The sequence below is a fragment of the Gorillibacterium timonense genome (assembly GCF_001457415.1).
GTDB classification, from domain to species: Bacteria; Bacillota; Bacilli; order Paenibacillales; family NBRC-103111; genus Gorillibacterium; species Gorillibacterium timonense.
On record NZ_LN881724.1, the window covers coordinates 1,783,148 to 1,809,497 of the forward strand.

24 protein-coding genes are annotated in these 26,350 nt (G+C 53.2%); 19 read left to right on the forward strand and 5 right to left on the reverse strand.

The window, feature by feature from the left end; translation table 11 throughout:
• The first annotated feature begins 30 nt into the window (after positions 1–30).
• The 17 genes from rny (at position 31) to BN2684_RS20855 (ending at position 17,347) form a co-directional block, all read left to right on the forward strand.
• Positions 31–1,572 carry a ribonuclease Y gene (rny, locus tag BN2684_RS20775; protein WP_058304661.1) on the forward strand — a complete coding sequence of 514 codons (1,542 nt, stop codon included), beginning with the start codon at positions 31–33 and terminating at the stop codon, positions 1,570–1,572.
• Between the two features lie 136 nt (positions 1,573–1,708).
• Entirely contained in the window at positions 1,709–2,503 is a 795-nt protein-coding gene (locus BN2684_RS20780) for a TIGR00282 family metallophosphoesterase (protein WP_058304006.1), read from the forward strand.
• 132 nt (positions 2,504–2,635) lie between these two features.
• Positions 2,636–2,896, forward strand: a complete 261-nt coding sequence (locus BN2684_RS20785) for a stage V sporulation protein S (protein ID WP_006286829.1) — start codon at positions 2,636–2,638, stop codon at positions 2,894–2,896.
• A gap of 310 nt (positions 2,897–3,206) precedes the next feature.
• A complete protein-coding gene (locus tag BN2684_RS20790; RefSeq protein ID WP_058304007.1) occupies positions 3,207–4,955 on the forward strand; it encodes a 2-oxoacid:acceptor oxidoreductase subunit alpha in 1,749 nt (582 codons plus the stop codon).
• Entirely contained in the window at positions 4,943–5,809 is an 867-nt protein-coding gene (locus BN2684_RS20795; protein WP_058304008.1) for a 2-oxoacid:ferredoxin oxidoreductase subunit beta, read from the forward strand. The genes BN2684_RS20790 and BN2684_RS20795 overlap by 13 nt, the downstream gene beginning before the upstream one ends.
• A 251-nt stretch (positions 5,810–6,060) precedes the next feature.
• Positions 6,061–6,630, forward strand: coding sequence for a phosphate propanoyltransferase (pduL, locus tag BN2684_RS20800; protein ID WP_058304009.1), 570 nt, complete (start codon positions 6,061–6,063; stop codon positions 6,628–6,630).
• Positions 6,631–6,864: 234 nt separating this feature from the next.
• Complete coding sequence (gene miaB / locus BN2684_RS20805) at positions 6,865–8,451, forward strand: tRNA (N6-isopentenyl adenosine(37)-C2)-methylthiotransferase MiaB (RefSeq protein ID WP_058304010.1); 1,587 nt, start codon at positions 6,865–6,867, stop codon at positions 8,449–8,451.
• Positions 8,452–8,462: 11 nt separating this feature from the next.
• Positions 8,463–8,837 (forward strand): YlbF/YmcA family competence regulator, encoded by a 375-nt coding sequence (locus tag BN2684_RS20810; protein WP_058304011.1) that lies wholly within the window; start codon positions 8,463–8,465, stop codon positions 8,835–8,837.
• Between the two features lie 139 nt (positions 8,838–8,976).
• Positions 8,977–9,780, forward strand: coding sequence for a hypothetical protein (locus tag BN2684_RS20815; RefSeq protein WP_058304012.1), 804 nt, complete (start codon positions 8,977–8,979; stop codon positions 9,778–9,780).
• A gap of 116 nt (positions 9,781–9,896) precedes the next feature.
• Positions 9,897–10,454, forward strand: coding sequence for an RNA polymerase sigma factor SigY (sigY, locus tag BN2684_RS20820; RefSeq protein ID WP_058304013.1), 558 nt, complete (start codon positions 9,897–9,899; stop codon positions 10,452–10,454).
• Positions 10,426–10,845 (forward strand): YxlC family protein, encoded by a 420-nt coding sequence (locus BN2684_RS20825; protein WP_058304014.1) that lies wholly within the window; start codon positions 10,426–10,428, stop codon positions 10,843–10,845. The genes sigY and BN2684_RS20825 overlap by 29 nt, the downstream gene beginning before the upstream one ends.
• Entirely contained in the window at positions 10,842–11,144 is a 303-nt protein-coding gene (locus BN2684_RS25110) for a sigmaY antisigma factor component (RefSeq protein WP_316245526.1), read from the forward strand. The genes BN2684_RS20825 and BN2684_RS25110 overlap by 4 nt, the downstream gene beginning before the upstream one ends.
• Positions 11,125–11,340, forward strand: a complete 216-nt coding sequence (locus BN2684_RS20835; protein ID WP_058304015.1) for a PLD nuclease N-terminal domain-containing protein — start codon at positions 11,125–11,127, stop codon at positions 11,338–11,340. Before BN2684_RS25110 ends, BN2684_RS20835 begins: the two co-directional genes overlap by 20 nt.
• The gene (locus BN2684_RS20840; protein ID WP_058304016.1) at positions 11,340–12,254 is read left to right on the forward strand and encodes an ABC transporter ATP-binding protein; all 915 of its coding nucleotides are present in this window, start codon (positions 11,340–11,342) and stop codon (positions 12,252–12,254) included. The genes BN2684_RS20835 and BN2684_RS20840 overlap by 1 nt, the downstream gene beginning before the upstream one ends.
• Positions 12,251–13,036 carry an ABC transporter permease gene (locus BN2684_RS20845; RefSeq protein WP_058304017.1) on the forward strand — a complete coding sequence of 262 codons (786 nt, stop codon included), beginning with the start codon at positions 12,251–12,253 and terminating at the stop codon, positions 13,034–13,036. Before BN2684_RS20840 ends, BN2684_RS20845 begins: the two co-directional genes overlap by 4 nt.
• Before the next feature lie 106 nt (positions 13,037–13,142).
• Positions 13,143–14,171 (forward strand): hypothetical protein, encoded by a 1,029-nt coding sequence (locus tag BN2684_RS20850; RefSeq protein ID WP_058304018.1) that lies wholly within the window; start codon positions 13,143–13,145, stop codon positions 14,169–14,171.
• 344 nt (positions 14,172–14,515) lie between these two features.
• On the forward strand, positions 14,516–17,347 hold the full coding sequence (locus BN2684_RS20855) for a GxGYxYP domain-containing protein (RefSeq protein ID WP_058304019.1): 2,832 nt from the start codon (positions 14,516–14,518) through the stop codon (positions 17,345–17,347).
• Positions 17,348–17,603: 256 nt separating this feature from the next.
• Here BN2684_RS20855 and BN2684_RS20860 read toward each other — a convergent pair whose 3' ends face one another.
• A complete protein-coding gene (locus BN2684_RS20860) occupies positions 17,604–18,644 on the reverse strand; it encodes a DMT family transporter (RefSeq protein ID WP_082652100.1) in 1,041 nt (346 codons plus the stop codon).
• A 228-nt stretch (positions 18,645–18,872) separates the two neighbouring features.
• Between BN2684_RS20860 and BN2684_RS20865 the strand changes: the two genes are divergently transcribed.
• Positions 18,873–19,535 (forward strand): SGNH/GDSL hydrolase family protein, encoded by a 663-nt coding sequence (locus BN2684_RS20865; RefSeq protein ID WP_187385787.1) that lies wholly within the window; start codon positions 18,873–18,875, stop codon positions 19,533–19,535.
• Positions 19,536–19,631: 96 nt separating this feature from the next.
• Here the strand turns inward: BN2684_RS20865 and BN2684_RS20870 are convergent, their stop codons facing one another.
• Positions 19,632–20,930, reverse strand: coding sequence for an MFS transporter (locus BN2684_RS20870; RefSeq protein ID WP_058304020.1), 1,299 nt, complete (start codon positions 20,928–20,930; stop codon positions 19,632–19,634).
• 314 nt (positions 20,931–21,244) lie between these two features.
• On the reverse strand, positions 21,245–22,321 hold the full coding sequence (gene xerS, locus BN2684_RS20875; protein ID WP_058304021.1) for a tyrosine recombinase XerS: 1,077 nt from the start codon (positions 22,319–22,321) through the stop codon (positions 21,245–21,247).
• 166 nt (positions 22,322–22,487) lie between these two features.
• Between xerS and BN2684_RS20880 the strand changes: the two genes are divergently transcribed.
• Positions 22,488–23,687 carry a CapA family protein gene (locus BN2684_RS20880; protein WP_058304022.1) on the forward strand — a complete coding sequence of 400 codons (1,200 nt, stop codon included), beginning with the start codon at positions 22,488–22,490 and terminating at the stop codon, positions 23,685–23,687.
• Between the two features lie 142 nt (positions 23,688–23,829).
• Here BN2684_RS20880 and BN2684_RS20885 read toward each other — a convergent pair whose 3' ends face one another.
• Entirely contained in the window at positions 23,830–24,087 is a 258-nt protein-coding gene (locus BN2684_RS20885) for a GlsB/YeaQ/YmgE family stress response membrane protein (protein ID WP_058304023.1), read from the reverse strand.
• Positions 24,088–24,360: 273 nt separating this feature from the next.
• Positions 24,361–26,340 carry a copper amine oxidase N-terminal domain-containing protein gene (locus tag BN2684_RS20890; RefSeq protein ID WP_159065826.1) on the reverse strand — a complete coding sequence of 660 codons (1,980 nt, stop codon included), beginning with the start codon at positions 26,338–26,340 and terminating at the stop codon, positions 24,361–24,363.
• Positions 26,341–26,350: the final 10 nt, after the last annotated feature.

Here is a 26,350-nt window from a genome sequence, read left to right on the forward strand (position 1 = left end):
AGCGAGGAGGTGAAACAGCAGATGTCTAGCATGCCAACATGGCTTGCGGCATTGATCTCCCTTCTCGTTGGCCTTCTTGGCGCTGGGATTGGATATTTTATCCGGAAATCTCTTGCTGAAGCGAAGATTTCAAGCGCCGAACGTGCGGCTGAATTGATTGTCGAACAGGCGAAAAAGGACGCCGACGCCTTGAAAAAGGAAACGGTGCTCGAAGCGAAGGACGAAATTCACAAACTTCGGACCGAAGCGGAAAAAGAAATTCGCGAACGTCGAAACGAAACTGCTCGTCAAGAGCGGCGGTTGTTACAAAAAGAGGAATCACTGGATAAAAAACACGATTCTCTGGAACGCAAAGAAGAACAAATGGCCAACAAAGAGAAGCGGATCGATGAAACGCAAGCACAGATCGATCAGCTCTTGAAGAGTCAGGTTGCCGAGCTGGAACGGATCTCTGGGCTTACTTTGGAAGATGCGAAGAACATCATCTTGACCAATGTTGAGCAGGAAATCCGTCATGAGACGGCACAGATGATCAAAGAGATTGAGACACAGGCCAAGGAAGAAGCAGACAAGAAGGCCCGGGAGATCATCTCCCTCGCCATTCAGCGATGCGCAGCCGATCATGTGGCGGAAACCACCGTATCGGTTGTCACCTTGCCGAATGAAGAAATGAAAGGCCGGATTATCGGTCGAGAAGGTCGTAATATTCGGGCTTTGGAAACGCTCACCGGTATTGACCTTATCATCGACGACACGCCTGAAGCGGTCATCCTGTCCGGCTTCGATCCCATTCGCCGCGAAGTTGCCCGGAATGCTCTGGAGAAGCTCGTTGCAGACGGACGGATTCACCCCGCCCGCATCGAGGAAATGGTGGAGAAATCCCGCAAGGAAGTGGACGAACGGATTCGCGAATACGGGGAACAGGCTACCTTCGAGGTTGGCGTTCACGGTCTGCATCCGGACCTCATCAAGATTTTGGGCCGTTTGCGTTTTCGGACCAGCTACGGTCAAAATGTACTCAAGCACTCAATGGAAGTTGCCTACCTGGCGGGACTTATGGCAGGAGAACTCGGGGAAGACGTTACTTTGGCGAAACGTTCCGGACTTCTGCACGATATCGGCAAAGCGCTTGACCATGAAGTGGAAGGTTCCCATGTGGAAATCGGCGTAGAAATCGCACGCAAATACAGGGAACATCCGGTCGTGATCAACAGCATTGCTTCCCACCATGGAGATACGGAAGCTACATCAGTCATCGCGATGCTTGTCGGGGCGGCAGACGCCTTGTCTGCAGCAAGACCCGGAGCACGTCGGGAGACACTGGAAACGTACATCAAGCGGTTGGAAAGGCTGGAGGACATCTCCGAATCCTTCGAAGGAGTCGAGAAATCCTACGCCATTCAAGCAGGTCGCGAGATTCGCGTCATGGTGCAGCCCGAGAAGATCGACGACACGGAAGCATTCCGTTTGGCTCGGGACATTACGAAGAAAATCGAGAACGAACTCGATTATCCGGGGCATATTAAGGTCACGGTTATTCGCGAGACCCGCGCGGTGGAATACGCCAAATAACAATCCATTCGAAAAGTGGCCGAATCGGCCACTTTTCATCTTTCCGCCGGGTTTTGAACATGGACCGCTATCCATCATACAAGTAATCAGGTTTAATTGTAACGAACAGGGTGGAGGAAGGAGCTAAGAGTCTGCTATGAGAATTCTGTTTATCGGAGACGTAGTCGGATCGGTCGGCCGAGAAGCGCTCCGCAAGCGGCTGCCTGGACTTAAGAGCAAGCATCGCCCGGATTTTATCGTGGTGAACGGTGAGAATGCTGCCCATGGAAGAGGAATTACCAAACCGATCGTGACCAGCTTTTTTGAATGGGGGATTCATGGGATCACGATGGGCAATCATACCTGGGATCAGAGGGAAATCTATGAGTTTATCGATGAAGAGCCTCGCCTGATTCGTCCGGCCAATTTTCCGGATAACAACCCCGGTGCCGGTTGGGCTGTTTTGAAAGCAGGAGGGAAAGAGCTGGCCATCATCAGCCTGCAAGGGAGGACCTTCCTGCCCCCCATGGATTGCCCCTTCCGTAAAGCGGACGAAATCCTGGAGCAGCTTGCGAGCCGCAGAATTCCGATCCTCGTCGATTTTCATGCGGAAGCGACATCCGAGAAGATTGCCATGGGCTGGTACCTGGACGGTCGGGTATCGGCTGTGGTCGGTACGCATACGCATGTCCAGAGTCATGACGAGCGAGTGCTGCCGGATGGTACGGCTTATGTGACCGATGTCGGAATGACTGGCCCGCTGAATGGCATTCTGGGGATGGAGAAGGAAGCGGTACTCAGTAAATTTTTGAGCGGCATGCCTGTCCGCTTCACGGTGGATGAAGGAAAATGGCAGTTGAACGGTGTTCTGATCGAAACCGACGACGCAACCCAGCGTGCCAAATCCATTCAATTGGTTCGGATGGATGAGGACCGAACGATTATCGAGTAAGCATCAGGGACCGCGACGAGCTTGATTCGATTCGGATCGAACGATGATCCCGATCGTGCTGGCATGAATGACCTCTCATGCGAATAGGATGAATATTGGAAACCATTCATCATTCCTGAGGAGGTACCTTTCATGGAAGTATTGAAAGTTTCAGCAAAATCCAATCCAAACTCCGTAGCCGGCGCTTTGGCTGGCGTTCTCAGGGAGCGCGGGGCCGCTGAACTGCAAGCAATAGGAGCCGGAGCACTCAATCAAGCCATTAAGGCTGTTGCCATTGCCCGGGGGTTTGTCGCACCGAGCGGAGTGGATCTGATCTGCATTCCGGCTTTTACCGATATTGTGATCGATGGGGAAGACCGCACCGCCATCAAATTGATTGTCGAGCCTCGTTAAGGAGTGACCAATTACAAAGTGGACGGGTCCTGTTTACTTTCGGGTAAACAGGTTTTTCCTGCGTCAGTTCCTTCAGTTAATGACTCCTATTCATTTTTTTTATTCTAATATCTTGTAAGCGGTTAACATTTCGAAAACAATCTATCTATGATATGGAATTCATCTAATAATGCTATACCTTTCCAAGGCAGATCCCCTTGCCTTTTGATAATAATTCTCATAATCTTGAAGTAGAGAATGTGACAAAATTGTTAACGAACGAAGGATTTCCCAAACCATTGCAGGATCATTCAAAGGGGATGAACGATCTGTGAAGAGGGAATTGTCTTGGAAGATCGGCGGACAACAAGGAGAAGGCGTGGAGAGCACCGACCGGATCTTTTCCACGGCTTTGAATCGATTGGGGTATTATCTGTACGGGTATCGTCATTTTTCATCGCGCATTAAAGGCGGGCACACGAATAATAAGATTCGCATCAGTATTGAACCGCTGCGTGCCATTGCGGATGAGCTGGATATTTTGGTTGCCTTCGATCAAGAAAGCATTGATTTGAATGCGACTGAACTAACGGGAGATGGAGTCATCGTTGCCGATGCGAAGTTTAACCCGGTCTTGCCCACCGGGGTAGAGGTGCGGCTTTATTCCGTTCCGATCACTCAAATCGCAGAAGAGCTTGGCACTTCTCTGATGAAAAATATGGTCGCTACCGGAGCATCCTGGGCGCTGCTTGGCCTGCCTCTCGAGGTTTTGAACCGAGCGGTCGAAGAAGAGTTTGCCCGTAAGGGCCTCCAAGTTGTGGCGAAAAATCTGGAAGCGGTTCAACGCGGTGCTGAATACGTCCTAGAGCTTGCAGGAGGTCCATTGGACGAATTTCGGCTCGGTCAAGCCGATGGCAAGCAGAAGCTGTTCCTGATCGGCAATGATGCAATCGGACTTGGAGCTGTCGCAGCCGGCTGCCGGTTCATGGCCGCTTACCCGATCACTCCGGCTTCCGAGATCATGGAATATTTGATCAAAGTGCTTCCCAAGCTCGGAGGCACCGTTATTCAAACCGAAGATGAAATCGCTGCCATTACCATGGCGATCGGTGCCAATTACGGAGGAGCTCGTGCATTGACGGCTTCGGCGGGACCGGGCTTGTCGCTCATGATGGAAGCGATCGGGCTGGCTGGCATGACCGAGACGCCCGTAGTAATCGTGGACACTCAGCGAGGCGGGCCCTCGACAGGGCTTCCGACGAAGCAGGAGCAGAGCGACATCAATGCCATGATCTACGGAACACATGGAGAGATCCCCAAGATCGTCATCGCTCCGAGCACAGTGGAGGAATGCTTCTACGATACGGTGGAAGCCTTCAATCTGGCGGAAATTTATCAATGCCCGGTCATTCTGGTGACGGATCTGCAGCTGAGTCTCGGCAAGCAATCGGCGGAGCCCTTCGATTATCATCGGATCTCCATCAACCGCGGGAAGCTGCAAGCCGAGATCGAACCCCGCGAGAATGGCAGCCTGTTCAAGCGTTACGAAGCGACGGAGGACGGAATCTCACCGCGATCCATACCCGGACAAAAGAACGGGATTCATCATGTTACCGGCGTAGAGCATGGGGAAGACGGGCGGCCCTCCGAAAGCTCAACCAACCGCTTGAAGATGATGAACAAGAGGCTGTCTAAGCTCGCCAAGCTGCGCATGACGGATCCGATTGTCGCCGAGTCTCTGCATGAGCAGCCGGACCTCCTGATCATCGGGATGGGCTCTACCGGCGGTACCATTGACGAAGCCCGGAACCGCCTGCGAGAAGAGGGAATCACCTCCAATCATGTGACAGTGCGCCTTCTGCATCCTTTCCCGATTGAAGAGATGAAGCCGCAGATGGATCGCGCCAAACGGATCGTTGTCGTGGAGAACAATGCGACCGGCCAATTGGCGAACCTGATCAAGATGCATCTGCCCGAATATGCCGACCGGATTCGCAATCAATTGAAATACGACGGAAATCCATTTTTGCCTTCGGAAATCTACTCCGCTTGCAAGGAGATGTTCGCATGGCAACCGTAAAGGACTTTCGGAACCAAGTGAAGCCGAATTGGTGCCCGGGCTGCGGCGACTTCTCCGTCCAGGCGGCCATTCAACGAGCAGCGGCAAATGTCGGGCTTGAGCCGGAAAATCTCGCCATCATATCCGGAATCGGCTGCTCCGGGAGAATATCCGGGTACGTGAACGCTTATGGCTTCCATGGGGTTCACGGCCGTTCTCTACCCCTAGCACAAGGAGTGAAGATGGCGAACCGGGGGCTGACCGTCATCGCATCCGGAGGAGACGGAGACGGATTTGCCATCGGCATGGGGCATACGGTTCATGCGGTTCGCCGCAATATCGATATGACTTATATTGTGATGGACAATCAGATCTATGGGCTGACCAAGGGACAGACATCGCCTCGCAGCGCCGTCGGGTTCAAAACCAAGAGCACGCCTCAAGGCTCCGTTGAAGCAGCCTTGTCTCCGCTCGAAATCGCTCTCGCTTCCGGAGCGACCTTCGTGGCGCAGTCCTTTTCCAGTAGCATCAAGCAGCTCACCGAGCTCATCGAGGAAGCAATCAAGCATAAAGGGTTTTCCTTGGTGAACGTATTCAGCCCGTGCGTCACCTTCAACAAAGTGAATACCTACGAATGGTTTAAAGATAACCTGAAGGATGTGGAGGCTATTCCCGATTATGATCCCGGCAATCGGATCATGGCGATGACTTCCCTTATGGAGGCGGGAGGGCTTTTAACCGGATTGATCTATCAGGATAAATCTCGATCCCCGTATGAGGAGCTCGTTCCCGGCTTCCGGCAAGAGCCGCTTGTCCTTCAGGATATCGAACTAACCGAGCAGCAATTCCATGAACTTGCAGCCGAATTTTATTAATGATTTTAAATGTTAACCGGATTAATCATACGATAGCAAAAAAGTGGCAGGTGTGTGATGCATCTGCCTTTTCTTTTGGGTAAAAAAGAGTAAAATAAGAAGGGGATTTTCAAGACCGTCCCAATTCCGGCTGAACCAAGATGCGACGATCGCGGACGAGCCTTGATATCCATATCCCTGCTGTCCCAATACAAGCAAGCCTTGGCACGAATCGAAGGCTGTGCTCTTGAAACCCAAGGAGTGAAGAGACCATGAAACAAGTTCCTGTCGGCGTATCCGCACGACATATCCACGTAACCCAGAAGGATCTGGAAACCTTGTTCGGCGCAGGCGCCGAATTGCATGTCATGAAAGACCTTTCCCAGCCCGGCCAATTCGCCGCTGAAGAAACCGTCGCTGTCATCGGACCGAAGGGCAAGTTTGACAAGGTTCGCATTCTCGGCCCGGTCCGCAAAGCGACCCAGCTTGAAATTTCCCGCACCGACTCCTTTGCGATCGGTGTGAAGGCACCGGTTCGCGAGTCCGGCGATATCACCGGAACTCCGGGAATCAAGGTCGTGGGTCCCGCAGGCGAAGTCGAGCTGACCGAAGGAGCCATTGTTGCCGCCCGGCACATCCACTTCCATACGACGGACGCCGAAAAATGGGGCATTCAAGACAAGCAATTGCTGAAAGTTCGCGTAAACACCGAGCGCCCGCTCGTATTCGAAGACGTCATCGCCCGCGTATCGGACAGCTTTGCGCTGGATTTCCACATCGATACGGATGAAGCCAATGCAGCCGGCGCCAAAACCGGAGATCTGGCTGAAATCATCGGCTAAGCCGAAGCAACAACCCTCGCATGAGCCAAAGCCAAAGCCGTTTCCTGAAGAGGAAGCGGCTTTTCCTGTTTGAGGGAGCTCATTCAGCCGACCGGTGATGCATTGGGATGACCGGCTTTCGTAGATCAGGCCGTCCTCCTTATGGTATACTTATGTACTGGACTTCGATCCAACGAATCACCGATCCGAAATTCGTCAGCAAACCATGGTAACGATAATAGAGGATGTGACTTCATGAAAGAGGAAAAGCGCTCACCGGACTTAAAATCCGGCAAGGGTGAGAAGGACTACTCGAAATACTTTGATTTCTCGGATGCCAAAGTTTTAGCCGAAGAAGACGGTAAAACGACTTACCGCATCAAAGGGCGGACCGTACAGATCAATTCGCGCCCTGACTTTAAGGAAGGCAAACGCCGCGGGAAAGAATCTATCGAAGTTCATTATGACTTTCAAGTTCCCAAAGATATGCAGACCATTGGTGAAGGTAAGCTCTATCACCTGACGACCTACGGCTGCCAGATGAATGAGCATGATTCGGAGACGATGCGCGGTCTGCTTGAAGAGATGGGATACACCGCGACGGAAGACCGTCGGGAGGCGGATATCATTCTGCTGAACACCTGTGCGATCCGGGAGAACGCCGAGGACAAGGTCTTCGGCGAGCTCGGTCATCTTAAGCATTTGAAGCTGGAGAAGCCGTCACTTATTCTCGGCGTATGCGGCTGTATGTCGCAGGAAGAAGCCGTTGTCGGCCGGATCATGAAGAAGCATCCGTTCGTCGATTTGATCTTCGGAACGCATAATCTCCATCGCCTGCCCGATCTGCTAAGGGAAGCGATGTTCAGCAAAGAAATGGTGATCGAGGTATGGTCGAAGGAAGGCGACATCGTCGAGAATCTGCCTAAGAAGCGGGAAGGCATCAAGGCATGGGTCAACATCATGTATGGCTGCGATAAATTCTGCACGTATTGCATCGTCCCGTTCACACGGGGGAAGGAACGCAGCCGCCGTCCCGAGGATATTCTCGCCGAAGTGCGCGATTTGGCTCGTCAAGGCTTCAAGGAGATCATGCTCCTCGGTCAGAATGTCAACGCCTACGGCAAAGACTTTGAGGATCTCGAATACCGGTTTGGCGATCTCATGGACGATATTCGCAAAATCGATATTCCCCGCGTTCGGTTCACGACCTCGCATCCCCGCGACTTCGACGATCATCTGATTGAGGTGCTTGCCAAGAAAGGGAACCTGATGGAGCACATCCATCTGCCGGTTCAATCGGGCAGCTCCGAAATCTTGAAGAAGATGAGCCGCAAATACAACCGGGAACAGTACCTGGAGCTCGTTCGCAAGATTCGGATTGCGATTCCGGATGCCATTCTCACGACGGATATCATTGTCGGGTTTCCGGGCGAGACGGAGGAGCAGTTCGATGAAACCTTGTCGCTTGTGCGGGAGGTCGGCTTTGACAGCGCGTATACGTTTATCTATTCGCCTCGGGAGGGAACTCCGGCTGCTGGCATGGCCGATGACATCACCGAAGAAACGAAGAAAAAGCGGCTGGCTCAATTGAATGAGACGTTGAATGAATTCAGCCGCCACAGCAACGATATCCTGAAGGATCAGGTTGTCGAGGTGCTGGTGGAAGGTGAGAGCAAGATGAACCCAGAGATTCTCTCCGCCCGGACTCGCACCAACAAGCTCGTTCATTTTGCGGGGCCGAAGGGGCTGATTGGACAACTGGTTCAAGTGAAGATCACCGAACCGCAAACCTGGCTGCTGCGAGCGGAGCTAGTCGAAGAGCCGGCTCTCCGCCGCGCATGAGAGGGGCCGATATGACAGTGAATGAGACGAAGCGTGAAGAGATTCTGGCCAAAGCACAGGAGCTTGCCGCGTTGATCGCCCGATCAGACGAAGCGGATTTCTATCGGAAAGCGGAAGAGAAAATCTCTCGCAATGAGCATGTTCAAGCGTTAATTAGCGCCATTAAGAAAAAGCAGAAGGAAATCGTCGGCTTCGAAGCGCTCGGCAACAAAAAGATGGCAGAGAAGATTGAGCAGGAAATTGCTGTCCTGCAGGAGGAGATGGACAATATCCCACTCGTGCGAGAGTTCCAGCAGATGCAGGTGGAGATGAACGACCTTCTCCAATCCACGGTCGGCGCTGTTCGGGATACCGTTTCCGAAAGAATCGATTTCGACAAAAAGTAACGGACCGATCATTTGAAGCGGCTGCGCCTCCGAGGGGCGCACCGCTTCTTTTTTTGTCCACGGAAGAGGTTCAGGACTTTGGCATAGAGAAATGGTAAGGGAATGATAACGACTTGAAGGACAATTGGAGGATCAATTCATGCGTCTCATTGAGAATCGATTCACGAGAAAGCAACTGTTCATTGGACTTGCCGCGTGCAGCTTGCTTCTGATCGGCGGCATCGGATTTGGATTCTGGAGACAGCAGACATCGGAGAAGCCGCCGGAATGGCCGACACCTAACGACTATTCCTACGGGTCCTATACCGCATCGAACGGGATCGAGCTGCACGGCATATGGACCGATCCGGACAATATTCAATTAACGGCGATCGATCGGAATCTGAACGATAGTCCCTATTTCGGAATCAATGGGGGATTCTTTTATCAAAAGGCGCTGCTCAGCATTGCCGTAAACGACGGAGTTCCCGTAATCGGAAAAAAACAAGACTATGGCTCAGGTTGGAGCAATGAAAAGTACGCGCGGGGAACCTTCGTCTGGGATCGCGCAAGCAGGCAGTTTTCGGTACAGAAGGTCTCCTCGGTGGAAGAGCTGACTTTGTCGGATCACGAACGCTATTGGGCGCAAGGCGGAATCAGCATGAACCTGCAGGATGAAGCTAACTGGCATAGGCTAGCAGAGGATGAACACATGCCCGGAATCGATGAATGGCATATGCGGACAGGGCTTGTTTATGACATAAAGAATAAGGTGGTCCTCCTCGTTACCAATGACCTTTGCACGGCGGAGAACTTCCGTGCGGCTGTCCGGGAGTGGGGCGGTGAGGATTATAGGGATGGGATCTTTCTCGATGGAGACGGCTCCTCCCAATTCAAAAGCAAAGAGGCTCAGCTTCCTGGAGATCACCGGGAAGTTCGGCAAATCTTGAATGTAATCCGGTAAGAATCGTTTGCTCCAGTAGGCTATGAAAAAAGTGCTGAATGCGGTGAACGAATGGGGAGAGCTGTACGTCAAATGAACGTAAGTAGGATAAGTTCGGGGGTGGAAGCGGAGTGGACATGGATAACCGGCTTGCGGAGCGCGCCCGGAGCGGGGATCTAAACGCCCTCGCGGAACTGCTCAAAGAGAACTATTCCTTTCTATACCGATATTTGCTCAAAATCACCCTGAACCCCGATAAGGCTGCTGACTATACCCAAGAGACGATGCTTCGGTCCGTGGAGAAAATCAGGCTGTTTGACGGGAAAGCCAAGTTCTCCACCTGGTTGATCACCATCGCTACTCGGCTCGTGATTGATGCGGAACGCCGGAAGGGGAGAGAAAGACGGTTCTTGCTGCGGCATGCGCAGGAAGAAGAGCAGACCGGTCGACTTCTAAAGTGGCGGCTTGAAGCGGCGGGAGCCGAATGGCTTGATGTGCTGGATGCCCTTTCCACCATGGGGGCTGACAGCCGGTTAGCCGTTGTACTCAAGCATTATTACGGCTATTCACAGCAGGAAATTGCCGCCATGACCGGAGTCCCAGAAGGAACCGTGAAATCCCGCATTCATCATGGATTGATTTGGCTGAGAAAGGAGCTGACCGAGCATGAAGAGAAGACAGATCAACCGGTTTAACCCGCATGAACGCAGCATGGTCCCTCAACAAGCCGATTGGAGAGAGCCGTCTTCAGCTTCGGATAACATCATTCCTGCCGACACGGAGCTTCTTGAGATGCTGCGGACGGGGCTGTCCAGTCTGGATGATGCCGTCAAACCGGTGGAGCCGAGTCTGCCTCAGCTTACCGCTCTGCTGCAAGCTCAGCAAACCGTATCGCGCCGCCGTTCCCGAATCGAAACCATCGGTTTTCTCAGCATGGCGGTTGCGATCCTGAGCGTATTCTTCCTCATGCTCCATTATGCGCCACGCATTGTCCTTCCTCTCCAAATTGGATGCACCGTGTTTCCGCTGCTATTGCTTACACTCCGGTTTCTGCGGAACGGAGAGGGAAGGAAGGCGAAGCCATGAGCGGGCTTCTGGATATCCTTATGGCCGAGCTTCCGGCCCATTCCGAAGAGAGTCTGCCGGTCTGGGCTTGGCTCTTGGTTGCTCTGTTGTTGCTGACGCAGGGGACGTGGCTCTTTCGGGATGCGAAGAAGCGAGGGGCATGGCATTGGTTCTGGGGACTGTGGGGCTGCATCCAGTTTCCCACTCCCTTGATCGTATATTGGCTGGTGGTTCGGGGGGGAGCGGGTAACATCCAAAGGCGCTGGCAAAGCCGGCGTCGACCGAATGGAGAGGATTCTGATGAACGAATTGACCGATAAGCTTGGGTTTGATTGGAAGCTGCTGCTTCCTGTACTGGTAATTCAATTGGTCCTCATGATCGTTGCCTTGACGGATTTGATTCGAAACGATCCCGCCCGTATCCGTGGACCGAAGTGGGTTTGGGCGGTCATCATTGTGCTGGGCGAAATCCTCGGACCGGTCGTTTATTTCATCTTCGGCAGGAGGAATGACTGATGGCGCCGATCCTTACGGTCTCTAATCTGACCAAGCGGTTCGGAGAGGTGACAGCCGTAAGCGACATCTCTTTCACTCTTGCAAAAGGCCGCTCCGCGGCTTTGCTCGGGCCGAACGGGGCCGGCAAAACAACCACGCTGTCCATGCTGTGCGGCCTTCTGCCTCCAACTTCGGGACAAATCGCGTTAAATCGAGAAGAAGCGAGAGACAGAAGAGAACGGATCGGCTATTTGCCGCAGCAGCCCGTCTTCTTCAATTGGATGACCGGCAAGGAATACATGCAGTTTGCCGGTCAATTGTTTGGCTTGCACGGGAAGAAGCTGACTGAACGCGCCGATGAGCTGCTGGAGCGGCTCGGGTTGAAGGATGCGGCGAAACGCCGGATCGGAGGCTATTCCGGAGGCATGAAGCAGCGGCTCGGCATTGCCCAGGCGATGGTTCACCGGCCGGAGCTGCTCGTTCTTGACGAGCCGGTATCCGCCCTTGATCCGGTAGGCCGGCGGGAGCTGATCGACCTGCTTCGAGAAATGAAGGAGGAGACGAATCTGCTGTTCTCCACTCATGTTTTGCACGATGCGGAAGAGCTATGCGACGATGTCCTGATTCTAAACAGGGGGAGCATCGCCCTTGCCGGAGCATTGGACGATCTCCGGCGCATGCATCAGAAGCCACAGATTGAGATCACCTCCGAGAAATCGCTCATTGATTATGCTGCCGGATTGACCCGGTATCCCTTCATTAACAGCGTTAAGTTATCCGAAGATCAGTGCTCTTTGTCTCTTCAGGTGGACAACCGGGAAGAAGCACGGGCAGTACTCCTTACCGAGCTTGCCCGAGAAGCCATTCCCGTTGTGCGGTTTGAAGCCTCTTATGCCTCCTTGGAGGCGCTCTTCCTGGAGGTGGTCGGAGCATGATGGCTTGGTCGGTATTATTTCGCAAGGAATGGCTGGAATTCCGCCGCAGCTACAAATGGATCTGGATTCCGCTTGTCTTTCTTCTTCTGGGCATTTCACAGCCGGTATCCTCGTATCTGTTGCCGGATCTGATTAAATCCGCTGGCAATTTGCCCGAAGGAGCTGTTATGGAGATTCCGGTGCCGAAGCCGATGGAAGTGATGGCCGGGACGTTGTCCAATTTCAGTTCAATCGGGCTGCTCGTTGTCGTCTTAGCGGCCATGTCCGCCGTCGCCGGCGAGCGAAACCGGGGAGTAACGGGCATGATCATGGCGAAGCCGGTCTCTCCCCTTACCTACATCACATCCAAATGGCTTGCTTATCAACTGCTATCGCTCGGCTCGCTTTTACTCGGGTATTTGGGAGCCTGGTTTTATACGGATATGCTGATCGGTTCTGTCGATGCAGGCAGGGCGATGGAGGGCTTTGGCTTATATGGCTTGTGGTTCGCCTTTTACTTGACCGTGACGCTGCTGCTCAGCACCCTGTTGCGATCAGCACCAGCCGCGGCGGCGGTCACACTTGTGAGTGCGGCGGTTCTCTCGATCCTTTCCGGAACCTTATCGTCGTGGATGACCTGGAGTCCTGGAAGACTCACGATTCATGCGCGTGAGTTTCTGCTTAACGGAAACGGAACCGATCACTTCCCGCTCTGTATCTCTGTCTCGGTCGTTCTGCTTGTTTTGATCCTGGCGTTTACTGTTTTTGCATTCAGGCGGATGGCTTTAACGGCCAGCGATTGATCGGCTCGTTCTGCTTCCCGGTTTGCTTTTGTCCCTGCAATATGATAAACAGGTAGCATAGCATGGACATCAGGCACAGTTGCCGGAAAAGAGGACATGAATCGCGATGAAATCGCATCGGTATCGACTAGCTTTGCTTGTTCTACTTCTGTTGTCCGGCTGCGCTCAAGCCTCGAAGGAGAGCGGGAAATCGCAGATTCGCCCGGAGCAAGTGAGCGCGGAGTTTGCTACCCAACCGACCAAGATTGCCGCCGGGACCAAAGCCGAGCTTTCCATTCGTTTGAAGGGGCCGATCACCTTTAACGACACCGAGGTATATATCGAGGTGAAGAAGCTTGTGGAAAATGGCAGCGGAGAACGAATCGATTTCAGCGCCACCTCGGACCAACCGGATCTGTTCACGGCAAAGCATGCGTTTGCGGAGCCGGGAACTTACACCGCGATGATTCACATCTACGCCCCGGAAGTCCATAAAATGCAGGATGCGAACTTTTACGTCGGGGAGAAGGAGACAGCGCAGACTTCAGGAGAAGATGCAAAGCCTGCTTCAACAGCGGCTCGGGTTGCGCTGGAGGCGCCGATTCTTCTCGGTACGGCGGCAGCTGACATCGATGGCGACGGGCAGCAGGAAGCGATTCGATTCACGATGGTGAGCGGCGCCGAGGTGACGGATCCGAATCCCGGTCCGTATGAAGGAACCTTCTATACCGGCCACTGCGAGTTGACCGTCGCCCGTGGAGACAAGGTGCTATTTCGACTTGGGCTCGAGGAGGAACAATCCTTCCGCAAACGGAATGCGCCCTTTGCGCTTCAAGTGGCGGATTACAACGGAGACGGGCAGTCGGATTTCTCGCTCGGCCAATGGGCAGGAAGCAATGGCAGCTTCTACGACTTGTATACGATCCGCCACGACGGTATTCAATTGCTGGAATCCGGTATCTACTCCGCAGGCCATTGGGATTCGCTGCTCTATCCGATGGAAGGTCAGAACGGTTTCGCGAACATCTATTACAGCAATGGGGATACAACCGGATACTTCAAAGTAATTCGCACGTGGAATGGGAGTGCCTTCGACAAAGGGGAACTTCTCCCGGCAACGGATCAGGAAGTAAAAGCCTTCGCCTCTGTCCAGTGAGCCGATCCGGGGTTGATGATGATTCTTATATGCACCTGAATCATCTTTGCGGAACACTTGACCGATACGATCGTAAGGAAGAACGATTTGAACCGAACCCAAAAGAGGCTTCTCCGCCCACCGCTCATGGCGGGCTGAGAAGCCTCTTTTCGTATTCGGTCGGACATCACTAGCCCAGAAAAAAACCAGAAAGATACAAATGCAATATTGACTAATATGTTGTATATATTTATTATTCATTATGAGTCGGAGTTTTCGATTCTCTCCCGCACGATAAGGGAGGTTGGTTTGGATGATCAAAAGAAATGTAAGCGAATTCAAAAACAATCGAAAGGAGCTTCACCATGTTCAAGCGACTCAAACGAAAGGGAATCACCATGGTTTCATCCGCTATTCTTTGTATTTCCCTCCTCATCCCGCCATCTCTAGCCGACGCCGCCGTTTCATGGCCGGCCTCGCAAATTCTGCCCACCCTGTCAGCGCCTGCGGCTACCCTTGACGCCATTGGCCTCAAGACCAGCTATTCGTACAGCGCGACGGGAACACAAGTTTTCCACGAAACGGGACAGGAGCAAACCAGCAATCGACAGAAATATTGGACAGCCCGCACTTCCATCGATACGCCGAATAAAATGCTCGCTTACGGTCCTTATGCAACTGACATTCCGACAGGGTACAATACGGCCTACTACAATCTGCTAGTAGACAACAACACCGCCAACAACCAGGATGTCGTCGTTATCGATGTGCGTGACAATACCACCGGTCAGGTGCTTGCAACGCAGACACTCACCCGCCAGATGTGGAACTCCGCCAACTCCTTCCAGCGCTTCGAGCTGCCCTACACCAACGCGGTGGCCGGCCATTCTCTCGAATTCCGGGTTCGCTGGCTTGGGACCTCTCTCGTCAGCGTATCCAGCGTCGGAACGACCCCCCGCAGCCTGGTCGATCTCTCCAACCTGTTCACCTCATTGAAGGGCCTTTTGGCCAAAGACCAGCCCCGCATGTACACGCTGGGTGAAGAAGAAGGAAGTTATACTTGGGCCAACTCCCTTGGGCTTGGCTATGCCGATGTCACGGACAAATGGTCGCTCATCACCAAATATCGCAGCGAGATCAGCGGCATCGTCGTCTATGACTATAATGTCCCGGACACCCTTAACCTTGCGGCAACCATCGCGAGCGTCAAGAACGGCATTGTGGCAGGGCCCGAGCTGGTGTCGATGCTGACCTCCGCTCCTTACAACCTGCCGATTCTCGATGATTTGCAGAACCAGTTTGCCAACAAGCTTGAGGTTTATCACTATTTGAAAACCAATTATTGGCCGCAAACGACCAAACGGGTAATAGTCGGTCTCGATCCGAAATTGCCGGGACATCTGCGCGACTACTCCGCTGCTATCGGAGCTTCAGTCGTTTGGCTGGACCCGAGAATTCCCGCCGAGGATACCTTATTGCGGCAATTCCTTGCAGAAATGGCCCCTGGCACCGCCTACATGGGCTGGTGGCCGGATGAAGCTTCCGGGGTTGAACGGGTTTCGGAATACGGCTTGTCAACCATTGCCGCCGATTATTCCACCAATCTGACGGTGTTCGGCGGAACTTCCCGCAACGTTGCCGTCAAATCTACACCGAACAAAATCCCGTTGGATAATAAAATTTACGTTTCGCTCATCATGAGCGACGGCGACAATCTGCAATATATGGAGCGCCACTTCCGCAATTTGTGGGACAGCCCGGGCCGGGGCAGCGTCCCCCTCGGCTGGACCGTATCGCCCGCTATGCTCGATGCGATGCCCGGCGTACTGAACTATTACTACAATACCGCTACCGCCAACGACGTTTTTATTTCCGGCCCCAGCGGCATTGGGTATACCTATCCGAATTTCTGGAGCAATCAAACGTACCTTGACTCGTTTATCACCCAGTCCAATGATTACATGAAGCGCTCAGGATTGAAAATTGCCACCATCTGGAACTTTATCAATGGCGGCATTAACGGCAATGTCGGCAACAGCTTTGCCAATAACGCCCCCTCCTTGCTGGGCTTGACGACGCAGCAAGCAGGCGGCAGCATTTCGATTTACAACAACCTTTTGCCCGTTCAGGGATTGAATACAACCTATGGAGATTCCGCCGACGCCTTAATCAATACCATCTCCCAGGCGAATGTTGGCTGGAACGGACAACAACCGTTGTTCCTCACCGTTCAGGCCAATCCGTGGCAAACGAATTACCAGGATATTCTCGATACCGCCAATCACTTTGCGTCCAACGCCAACATTGTCTTTGTCCGGACCGACACGTATTTTCAACTGGTCCGCGAATACTACGGGCTGCCGGTTGATCCGGATACCCTCGTTGCGCGATTGGAAGCCGAAAACACAACCTACGCATCCTCACCGTTCAGCCATAGCGTAGGCCGCGCCGGCACAAACGGTTGGACTGCCAACGTCGCTCAAGACAGCCCGGGTTATATGCTGTGGGGCGGGTACTCAACCGCTAATCCTGCAGGGGGATTGACGGCGACCTTCCGGATCAATATCGATTCGCTTGCCGGCAATAACGACAAGGTTCTGACCTTAGATGTGCGAGATAATACGACCGGACAGGTGCTCAAATCCTCTGACGTGTACCGCAATCAATTCAAGGCTGCCGGGCTCCATCAGGATTTCAGCCTGGCCTTCGACAATCCCGCCGGACATGAAGTGGAATTTAGAGCCTATTATCACGATGTGGCTGCCGTCAATATTGACAAGGTGACGGTCACGAAAAACATTGGAAAATACGAAGCCGAGGGTACCGTCGTCGCTCACTCGGTCGGCCGTGCGGTAAGTGACGGATGGCAGGCAAACCCAACCCAGGACAACAGCGGACATATGCTGTATGGTCCGTATGACTCCAATGTCCCGGTCGGCTCGCGGGCCGTTACCTTCCGTCTGAAGGTGGACAACAACACCGCCGATAACGATGTCGTCGCCGTAATCGACGTTCGCGACGCCAATACCGGCAGCACTCTCGTCCAAAGCTCGCTTACCCGGCAGCAGTTCACTGTCGCCAACCAATACCAGGATTTCACCCTCTCCTTCGAGCAAACGCTGGGACGCAAGCTGGAATACCGTGTCTATTTTGCGGATAAGGCAACCGTAACGGTGGATAACGTGGTGATTCGTTAGGATCATGCAAATAGCGTTATCGGTTCGATGATGGGGTAACCTATATCAAACCCATGCTTATCCGTAATGCTCTTTGAAATTGCCAGCTCGAAACCATCGCCATTTCCATCGGAAAAGGTCGATCCACTGACAAAAGGCTCAAACCGCTTCGTCTGATGCTAAGAGGCTTCTCCGCCCACCGTTTTCATGGTGGGTGGAGAAGCCTCTTTTTTTTGATCATCATACAGAAACGATTTGTTTATGAGCTTTACTAGGACTAGGACACGGGTAACTCAGAGTTGGCAGTACCGTTGTTGGATGCTTGCGCAGCCGATGCGGCTGTAGCTTCTCTCGATTCCGCAGCAAGCTCTCCAACCCTGATGGTGTTTCCCTTCATAAACAGCCAAACGCCGGCCAAGAGCAGGAAGCCCGCACTTCCTTGCAGTATGGTAACAGATTCATCCAGCAAGAAGTAGGCCAATATCGTCGAGCCTACCGGCTCTCCCAGGATGGACATCGACACGGTCGAGGCCCGTAAATATTTGAGCAACCAATTAAAGAGGTAATGGCCAAACAGGGTCGGCACGGCGGCGAGGAGAAAGAACATGCCCCAATCTCGGCTCGCATAACCCGTGAAGGAATAGCCGAGAAAGAGGTTATAGACCATCAATACTCCTGCCCCGAGCAGAAAAACAAAAAAGCTGTAGACGAAGGTGGACATCGTCTCACGAAGCTTAGACCCGAGCAGGACGTGGATGACGACGGCGACCGTTCCGATGAAGGAGAGCAGATCGCCATAGAGGTTTCGGCTGGAGAGGCCAAAATCCCCCCACCCGATTAGTACGGCTCCGCCTATCGCAATCAGCATGCCGATCACCGCTAGGGGATGGTTTTTCTCCCGGAATGCCCAATAGGACCCGAGCATGACCAGCACCGGCTCCAAGGCGACGATGGCCGTCGAACTCGCAACGGAGGTATAGCGCAGCGAACCCATCCAGAACAAGAAGTGCAAGCCGAGAGCGAGGCCGGAAGCGGTCAGGAGCAGCCATTGCCGGAAGGAGATGCGGCGGATCTCCGCGCGATGGCGAATGAGGAAGGGCGATAGAATCGCGCAGGTCATCGCTAGTCTATACATGCCGATCACCGAGACGGGAGCGGAGGACCATTTGATGAAGATGGACGAGAAGGAGATGGCGATGATGCCGATTAGCATCAGCAGACCATAGAAGCTATTGCTGCGTTTCGTAGTGGAGGAGAGGGAGGACACAGGCAAGTTTCCTTTCCGGATGATGATAAGGCCAATTGAGGCCTTCTCCATTATACACGCGGCTTCCCGCTTGTCACTTCCAATTTGGATTTCCCGAGCGGTTATTTCCCAGGCAACCGCAGAATATGAGCAGATTCAAGCCTTATCGCCAAAGACAGCTACAGAATGTATCTGCACTTGACAGCAGTCTTTCTCTTTTTCACACAAAGGGCATTGTTGGTCCCTTCGTTTCGTGGTAAAACTAAGGTAGCAGTTTTCAATGGAAAAGGAGAGACTACTGTGAAACTCGAATATAAAGATAAGCTGGTCATGATCGGAGATTCCATAACGGATTGCGGGCGCAGCCGGCCTGTAGGAGAGGGGCTCTTCGAAGCCATTGGCAAAGGCTATGTTTCCCTGGTGGATGGCCTGCTCGGCTCCGTTTACCCGGAACGGAACATCCGTGTGGTCAACATGGGAACCGGCGGGGATACGGTCCGCCACTTGAAGGCGCGCTGGGAGACGGATGTCACGGCGCTCAACCCCGATTGGCTCTCCATCCTGATCGGTATCAACGATGTGTGGCGCCAATTTGACACCCCTCATATAACCGAAGGTCATGTTTATGTCGAAGAATATGAATCGACGCTGGAAGAACTGGTCGCTCAGACAAGACCTCAGGTGAAGGGCCTCGTTCTCATGACCCCGTTCTATCTGGAAAAGAACGGCTCCGATCCGATGCGGGCAACGATGGACTTGTACGGGAAGGCTGTTAAACGGATCGCCGCGAAATATGATTGCGTCTATGTGGATCTGCAAGAAGCGCTCGATAAAATGCTTCGTCATATCTATCCGGCCACCCTGGCTTGGGATCGGGTTCACCCGAATGTTCCCGGTCATATGTGCATCGCAAGAGCTTTTCTGAATGCAGTAGATTTCTCCTGGAATGGGGAAGAAGAGTAACCATCCTAATAGATGAAAATAGGCAGTGCATAACAAAAGCCATCCTCCGGTTTTTCATCATCCGGAAGGATGGCTTCTATTTTGGTGCCAAATCTCTTATGCGCCCAAGCGCCGGTTGCGAGTCAACATGCGCTGTACAGTCGGGAACAGGATGACAAGAAAGCAGAGAGAGCCGAAGACGCGGCCGATGCTTGAGACGTACATCGTTCCATGGAAGGACAGCCATTCATAGACCTGCATGCCGAGAATCGGTGCGAAGATCGCGGAGATCTGCGATAGGGTCGTATAGAAGGCGATCGCCTTCTGCCGGGAAGGGGCAGGCAGAATCTCCAACTGGCGGTTAAACAGGGACTGCGTATAGCCTGCCGTTACGAACGCCCCGAGAATATCAGCGACATAGACTTCGTTCATGGAATTGGCAAACAGCCACATGATCGGATTACAGGCGATCCCCAAGGTGGCGAGGAAGAGGGTCAGTCCGTTTCCCTTGCGATCCGCCACCTTCAGCCAAACGCGGAACCCGATCAAGGAGCCGATCGCGGAGGCAACGGTGTCGATGCTAATCTGCATGTTCGTCGCGTGAAGGATGTCCACCTTAATCTTCGTGAATACCGGCCAAGCCATCATCCAGGCGAAGGTGAAGATCATGGCGGCTGTGCAGAACAGATAGAACTCCGGACCTGCTTGGAAACGGAACGTATTCGTAAACGCCTTCAAACGCTCGCGAGCGGTTGCCCGGCGTTCCAATGGCTCCTCTTCCGCATCGCCGGAACCGATAGCAGCGGGCTGTGGGAGATCCTCGCTCGGAACGATCAGCCGGATGAAGTAGAAGCATTCCAACAGCCCGCAGACTGTTCCCAGCACATAGGCAGTCTGATAGCCATAGGGAAAAGAGAAGTGATCGATGTACCAGCCCGCCAGGAGCACGACACCCATCCCGATGAAGTTGGAAAAAATGTTTCGCTGTGCGAACACTTTGTTGCGGTATTGAATGGGGATCAGCTCTCCCATGATGGCCTGCCAGCTAACCGTGGAGATGGCATTTGCCGCCGTATAGAGTCCGACCAGGAGGATCAGCATCTGAACCTGCTGGAAGTGGAACAACGGGAGCAAAGCCATGAGCAGGAAGGAGAGGCGGCTCGCTAGCATAATCCCGGCGGCGATGCGCTTTTGGTGCCGGAAGCGACCGATAATCGCGGAAGCTGGCAAAGTGGCGATGATCGTCATAAGAGCCGGAACCGAGTTCAGCAAGGCGTAGTCCGTGTTCGTCGCACCGAATTTGGCGGCGATGACCGCGAAGAACGGCACCGTGAAATTGATGCATGAGGCTGAGGCGATGCCCATGTTCAAATTGTTGCGGATGTTATTCCGGAGATACCGGTACGTAAGGTCCATTGGGAGCCTCTTCTTCCTGGTGGATTTCACACACAAGCTTCATTGTAACTTACCCGTTTCTCTCCCGCATCTCCCATTTTGTGAACGAAAAGTGACAGACAGTTTATTTTATCGCTTTGAGAAAGCGGATTTTTGGAAACGCTATCGGTAGTAACCATGTTGCCGGGTACCCATCGAGAAGATACGTGGTATAAGGACTACTGCAGGGTCTTGTCTGGTTGGTTTGAATAAAAAAGAACCTCTTGATCCGATAGATGCGGGGCAGATTCCCGTGCGGGTCGAAGGTTCTTTTGGTTCTACTAGCAGTGTAAGCCTTATTTGCGGTTGTCGATGGCATCCGACATCGTTTTGTCTGTCAGGTGAGCATAGATTTGTGTCGTGTCGGGAGAAGCGTGGCCGAGCTGCTCCTGGGTGCGGTACAGATCGTTCTGCAAGTAATAGTCGGTTGCAAACGAATGCCGCAGCTTATGAACGGTGAGGTATGGCTTCCCGAAGCGCTTGGCGTATTTGATGACCATCTCCTGGATGGCTCGGCGCGTCATCCGCTTGCCTTCCTTCTGTCCGTTCGGAATCGTGAGGAAGAGTGCCTTTTCTTTTTTGGGCGGACGGTAATGGGCGTTGCGCTGCTCCAGGTAAAGGGTCAGGTCCTCAAGCGCGTTCCCGCGAAAGTAGACAGGCGTCTTGAAGGTGTCGTCATTTTTCCCCTTGCGGTATACATGAGCGGTTTTCTTTTTCAGATCCAGGTCGTCCAGGTTTAGGTTAACGACCTCCGAGACGCGAAGCCCGGAATTGAGAATCAGGCTGACGATGCAGGCGTCCCGGATCTTGTTGAGCTGGTAAGCGTACAGAGCTTGCTTATTCTGAGCGATGTCCTCCTCGAACCCGGAACGGATGTAATCGATGAACTCGACGATCTCCGATTCCTGCAGGAGCTTGCCCTCCAGCTTCGCGGCGGTGTCCTTGGGCCGGTGCGTGCGCTTGATCTCCACCTTGGCCATGATATTGCGCTTCAATAGAGGATAAAAATCGTCATCCTCGGCAATTTGGCTCAAATAGTGGAACAAGGAGCGCAACGAAGAGAGCTTCCGGGAGATTGTCGTTTTGGTATTGGCGCTGTCCTTCTTGGAGGCGAGGAACATGCGGAAATGGTCGATGGTGTCCATATGAAGCCGTTCGAGCACCTCGATCGGGATATCCTGCATGCGGGTGGCATCGGTTAGTCCCTCGGCCATCAGAAAGTGGAAGAAGGTCTCATAATCCCGCGTATATTCTAAGAGAGACGAGGGGGACAGGTCAGGCAGCTTGTACATGATGAACTTTTCCACATACCAAGGCATGAAGGGGATCCGCTTCTCGAGCTCCTCCCGGTCTTTGGCTTTGATGATATTCATGGAAGGCACCTCTTGGCGAATGAGTTAATCGAACTGCCTCTATTGTACAGGATGAAAAGGACCCGGAAAAGCAAAAAGCCGATCAATTACAGGATGTAATTCGAAGTGAAAACAAGTACAATGGAAGTCGGACTCATCCGAAATTATACAAAAGAGGGATAGAGAGATGCATGATAAAAAGGGGAAATGGCGGGCAGGGTGGCTGTTGATCATTGTCCTGCTCATCATGACAGGGTGTTCGAAGCCATCTGCGGAAGAAACGAGAGTGCCGACGCAAGCCGCTACAGCGGAAGCTACAACTACAGCGACAGCGACTCCGCAGCCGACGGCAGTACCTTCGGTTCCGGAGACGGAAACCAGAATTTCGCTTTCTGCTATCGGGGATGTTTTAATCCACTCTTCCGTATGGAAGGACGCGCGAAAGGAAGACGGATCGTATGACTTCCGCCCGATGTTTCAGCAGGTGAAAGAAAAGCTTGAAGCGACTGACATCACCTTTGCCAATTCGGAAAGCATCATCGGGGGCGAAAGCCTCGGATTGTCCAGCTACCCGGCATTTAACAGTCCCTTCGAGGTGGGAGATGCCCTGAAGGACGCCGGTGTGGATATCGTGTCGATGGCGAACAATCATACGTTGGATTTTCGCGAGAAGGCCATTGTACAGGCTGCGGACCATTGGGATAAGCTGGGGATTCTCTTTGCGGGGGCGAACCGCAGCGAAGAGGAGCGGAACCGCATTCGGATCATCGAGCGCAAGGGTGTGAAGATCGCTTTCCTCGCTTATACGTACGGAACGAACGGGATCCCGGTGCCTGCAGGCAAGGAATACCTGGTCAATCTGCTGGATAAGGACCGGCTCATCGCCGATATCCGTCAAGCGAAGCAGGAAGCGGATGCGGTCGTGGTCAGCATGCACTGGGGGATCGAATACGCCCGAATCCCGAACGAGGAGCAGCGGCAGTGGGCTCAACTGGCCGCCGATGAAGGGGCAGCCGTGGTGATCGGTCATCATCCGCATGTCCTTCAGCCGGTGGAATGGGTGCAGGGGAAGGACGGAAACCGGACGTTGGTTTTTTACTCCCTCGGCAATTTTCTGGCCGCTCAGGAGAAATTGGATCCTTACCGTCAAATCGGTGGAATCGCCCGAATGGATTTGGTGTTCAAGCATTCTGCTTCGGGAACAGAGGTTTCCGTGGAGAATCCCGGCATACTGCCGACCTACATTCAATTTCGCAATTGGAAGGGGTATAGGATCGTGCCTTTGCATACCGCTTCTCTGGAAATTTTACCGGAGCGATCCAAGTACGAGAAGGACACCCTCCAATTGCTCACCAAGTACATGCCGGAGCTTTCCGTTGGCGAATAAGGACCGTCATACGAAACGAAGCCGCTCACCCGAATTCAGGTGAGCGGCTTTTTTGTATCCTCAGCGGAGAACCGAACGGAAGCCTCGGCTCTGCCTGCTGGTTAGAACGAGGAAGTTTTCTTTTCCAGGTAATCGTAAGCCCCTATGCGCGATTGCGGCCCATGGAGCGGAGAATAAGGCTTACGATGAAGACGAGGACCACAGCGCCGATCAAAGCCGGGACAAGGTAGAAACCGCCGGTTTCCGGTCCGAATTTCCCGAGGATCAGGCTGCCGAGCCAAGCCCCGATGAAGCCCGCGATGATGTTTCCGATGATTCCGCCGGGGACGTCACGCCCGATAATGAGGCCCGCAAGCCATCCGATGATCCCACCGATAATCAACGACCAGATAAATCCCATTGTTTGTTTCCTCCTTTTGAGTTGAGCTGCTCTTTATTGATGGTTCTCATTGATGGTAACTATTAACCCGTCCGATTCGCAGCTAAACAGGAAACCCTTTCATGCTCTGTAAATACGGGTACGGGCGAAACCTGTAAGCATAGTATGGGCATCCGCCTTTGTCCTTATACTTCCTCAGCTTTTGACCATGAAAAGAGGACTGCCCACGCGCAGCTTGAACTCTGCACGGGAGCAGTCCCTGATTCGAACGGAGTTTTGATGAGTTGGGGCTGGTTAAGGATACACTTTGGCCGGATCGCGGCTCGGAAGCGGCAGGAACAGCAGGTTCACCGGCAGGTTGGACCCAAGACCGGTCATGAACGTCATCTCAACCGTTTCGTCCTCATTGCCCGTTCGGTAAAGCACGCATACTTGATTCGGATTGGTCAGCATGCTTTCGTCCGTTACCGAGACGACCTTGCCGTTGACTTCCGTAACGCCTGCGAACAATCCGCCGCGAGCATTTATGGCAATCATCGTATTGGCTTTGACCTTCAAGGTAGCACGGTACAGAATGCCATAATTGCCACCGCTGTTCTCCGTACGTCCGGTCAGCATGTCGGCTCCGAACATGTACGGATCGCGCTTGTTGTCCCCATACAGGATGCGATCCGCTTGTTCACCCAAAGTCTGCTTGACATAGAACGTCCGATCCGCGCCCATGAAGGTACCGCGCACATGGCCGTCCCGATCCAGGGGCTTCAGCGTGGGCAAGGTTAAGAGCGGATCGTCGCCATCCTTGACCACGAAAGCGGTCAGACGAATCGGAGAAGTCGTGTGCAGGTCAGCATGAATGGACAAAACATCTTTATAATTCAATGCGACGGAGCCGATGGAAGGCATGATGAGCTTGGTTTCTCCCGGCTTCAGCACCGTTTCGGTCTCCGTACCGGTAAGCCGATTTTCAAAATAGCGGGCGGCGGCGACTTTACCGGTATAAGCGCCAACCGGATTTGGACCGGCCTTCCCGGTCGCGCCAAGGGTGACGATCTCGGTCGTTTTCCCTTCATTGGTTGCAGCCAGGAAGATGCGCAGAGGCTGTTGAACGGCGCTCTCATGGTAGATAAACATGCTGAGATTGCCTTCCTGAGAATCGCTGTACAGAATACCGGGCTGAGTCAGCCGTTCCGGGCTGTCCGAGATCATGAGTACTCGCTCGGTATCGGAATATTGGTAAGGAACGTCGGTCATTTTGAGGACGGTGCTGCCGACGATATCGAATTTTTTGCCGACAGGCGTAAACATCAGATTGAACTCGTCCTTGGTGTACATCACATCCGAAGTAACGGTGATGGTTCGGCTGTAATCGGAAGAGAATCCGTGCTTATCTTCCACGCGAAGGCTGATGGTGTAGTCGCCCGCCGCAAAGAATGCGGGTTCGTTGTTCGTCCATTCGGTCTTGGTGATGGCATCCTCGTCATCGGTGGACATATCGGTCAGGAAGATGGGCTCCCCGATCTTGTACGTCGTTTTATCCGTTTCAAAATAGGCATGCGGAGCTTCATTGGGAGGCTTAACCTGAACCGTAACCGAATAAGGAGCGCTCCAGCCGCCGGTAATGTCATAAACCGAATGGGTGACGGTGTACGTGCCCGCCTCGGGGAAGATGGTCTCATTCCCCATCCATTCTTCATCCAAGATGCGGCTCGGGTTCACCGATTTGCTCGTGTAAGTGACAGCGGTTTGTGTGGCATAAATTTCTTTCGGAGACACTTCGAACTCGGCTGTCGCTTTTTTCTGCCCCCAAGCGAGAGTCAGCGTTTTGCCGCTAGCCGTGAGTGTCGATCCGGTCGCTTGCGCCCAGGCTCTCACCGGGATCATCGTAACTCCGCTTTTCTCATAAACTTTGCCGGTGAAGGCGACGGGAGTGCCGTTCAGGCGATAAGCGGATGTGCCCGTTTTGAAGCGCAGTTCTTTGCCTTCTCCTGTAACGACCGCTTCCTTAGAGGTTCCGTCAAAACGGATGGAATAGCCATAGCGGGCCGTTAAAGTCTTGAGAGGAGCGTACGTGACACCGGATTGAACCACCGTCGGAAGAGCGGAGGAAAAGGTGGTTCCGTTCAAGGAAACCTTGGCCTGATTGACATAAAGAGTCAATATGTACTCCGGCACAATGCCAACCGCATGCACAGGTGGTACACTCGTGAGCAGGAGGGTCAGCATCAACAATACGGGAAGAACGCGTTTGAATAGTCTGGCTGTTGCTTTCATCATACTCTCCTTC

Excerpts from the sequence above, each read along its gene's own strand:
- rny (WP_058304661.1), top strand. The coding sequence starts at position 31 with ATGCCAACATGGCTTGCGGCATTGATCTCCCTTCTCGTTGGCCTTCTT.
- BN2684_RS20780 (WP_058304006.1), top strand. The coding sequence starts at position 1,709 with ATGAGAATTCTGTTTATCGGAGACGTAGTCGGATCGGTCGGCCGAGAA.
- BN2684_RS20785 (WP_006286829.1), top strand. The coding sequence starts at position 2,636 with ATGGAAGTATTGAAAGTTTCAGCAAAATCCAATCCAAACTCCGTAGCC.
- BN2684_RS20795 (WP_058304008.1), top strand. The coding sequence starts at position 4,943 with ATGGCAACCGTAAAGGACTTTCGGAACCAAGTGAAGCCGAATTGGTGC.
- pduL (WP_058304009.1), top strand. The coding sequence starts at position 6,061 with ATGAAACAAGTTCCTGTCGGCGTATCCGCACGACATATCCACGTAACC.
- miaB (WP_058304010.1), top strand. The coding sequence starts at position 6,865 with ATGAAAGAGGAAAAGCGCTCACCGGACTTAAAATCCGGCAAGGGTGAG.
- BN2684_RS20810 (WP_058304011.1), top strand. The coding sequence starts at position 8,463 with ATGACAGTGAATGAGACGAAGCGTGAAGAGATTCTGGCCAAAGCACAG.
- BN2684_RS20815 (WP_058304012.1), top strand. The coding sequence starts at position 8,977 with ATGCGTCTCATTGAGAATCGATTCACGAGAAAGCAACTGTTCATTGGA.
- sigY (WP_058304013.1), top strand. The coding sequence starts at position 9,897 with ATGGATAACCGGCTTGCGGAGCGCGCCCGGAGCGGGGATCTAAACGCC.
- BN2684_RS20825 (WP_058304014.1), top strand. The coding sequence starts at position 10,426 with ATGAAGAGAAGACAGATCAACCGGTTTAACCCGCATGAACGCAGCATG.
- BN2684_RS25110 (WP_316245526.1), top strand. The coding sequence starts at position 10,842 with ATGAGCGGGCTTCTGGATATCCTTATGGCCGAGCTTCCGGCCCATTCC.
- BN2684_RS20835 (WP_058304015.1), top strand. The coding sequence starts at position 11,125 with ATGAACGAATTGACCGATAAGCTTGGGTTTGATTGGAAGCTGCTGCTT.
- BN2684_RS20840 (WP_058304016.1), top strand. The coding sequence starts at position 11,340 with ATGGCGCCGATCCTTACGGTCTCTAATCTGACCAAGCGGTTCGGAGAG.
- BN2684_RS20845 (WP_058304017.1), top strand. The coding sequence starts at position 12,251 with ATGATGGCTTGGTCGGTATTATTTCGCAAGGAATGGCTGGAATTCCGC.
- BN2684_RS20850 (WP_058304018.1), top strand. The coding sequence starts at position 13,143 with ATGAAATCGCATCGGTATCGACTAGCTTTGCTTGTTCTACTTCTGTTG.
- BN2684_RS20855 (WP_058304019.1), top strand. The coding sequence starts at position 14,516 with ATGTTCAAGCGACTCAAACGAAAGGGAATCACCATGGTTTCATCCGCT.
- BN2684_RS20860 (WP_082652100.1), bottom strand. The coding sequence starts at position 18,644 with ATGGAGAAGGCCTCAATTGGCCTTATCATCATCCGGAAAGGAAACTTG.
- BN2684_RS20870 (WP_058304020.1), bottom strand. The coding sequence starts at position 20,930 with ATGGACCTTACGTACCGGTATCTCCGGAATAACATCCGCAACAATTTG.
- xerS (WP_058304021.1), bottom strand. The coding sequence starts at position 22,321 with ATGAATATCATCAAAGCCAAAGACCGGGAGGAGCTCGAGAAGCGGATC.
- BN2684_RS20880 (WP_058304022.1), top strand. The coding sequence starts at position 22,488 with ATGCATGATAAAAAGGGGAAATGGCGGGCAGGGTGGCTGTTGATCATT.
- BN2684_RS20885 (WP_058304023.1), bottom strand. The coding sequence starts at position 24,087 with ATGGGATTTATCTGGTCGTTGATTATCGGTGGGATCATCGGATGGCTT.
- BN2684_RS20890 (WP_159065826.1), bottom strand. The coding sequence starts at position 26,340 with ATGATGAAAGCAACAGCCAGACTATTCAAACGCGTTCTTCCCGTATTG.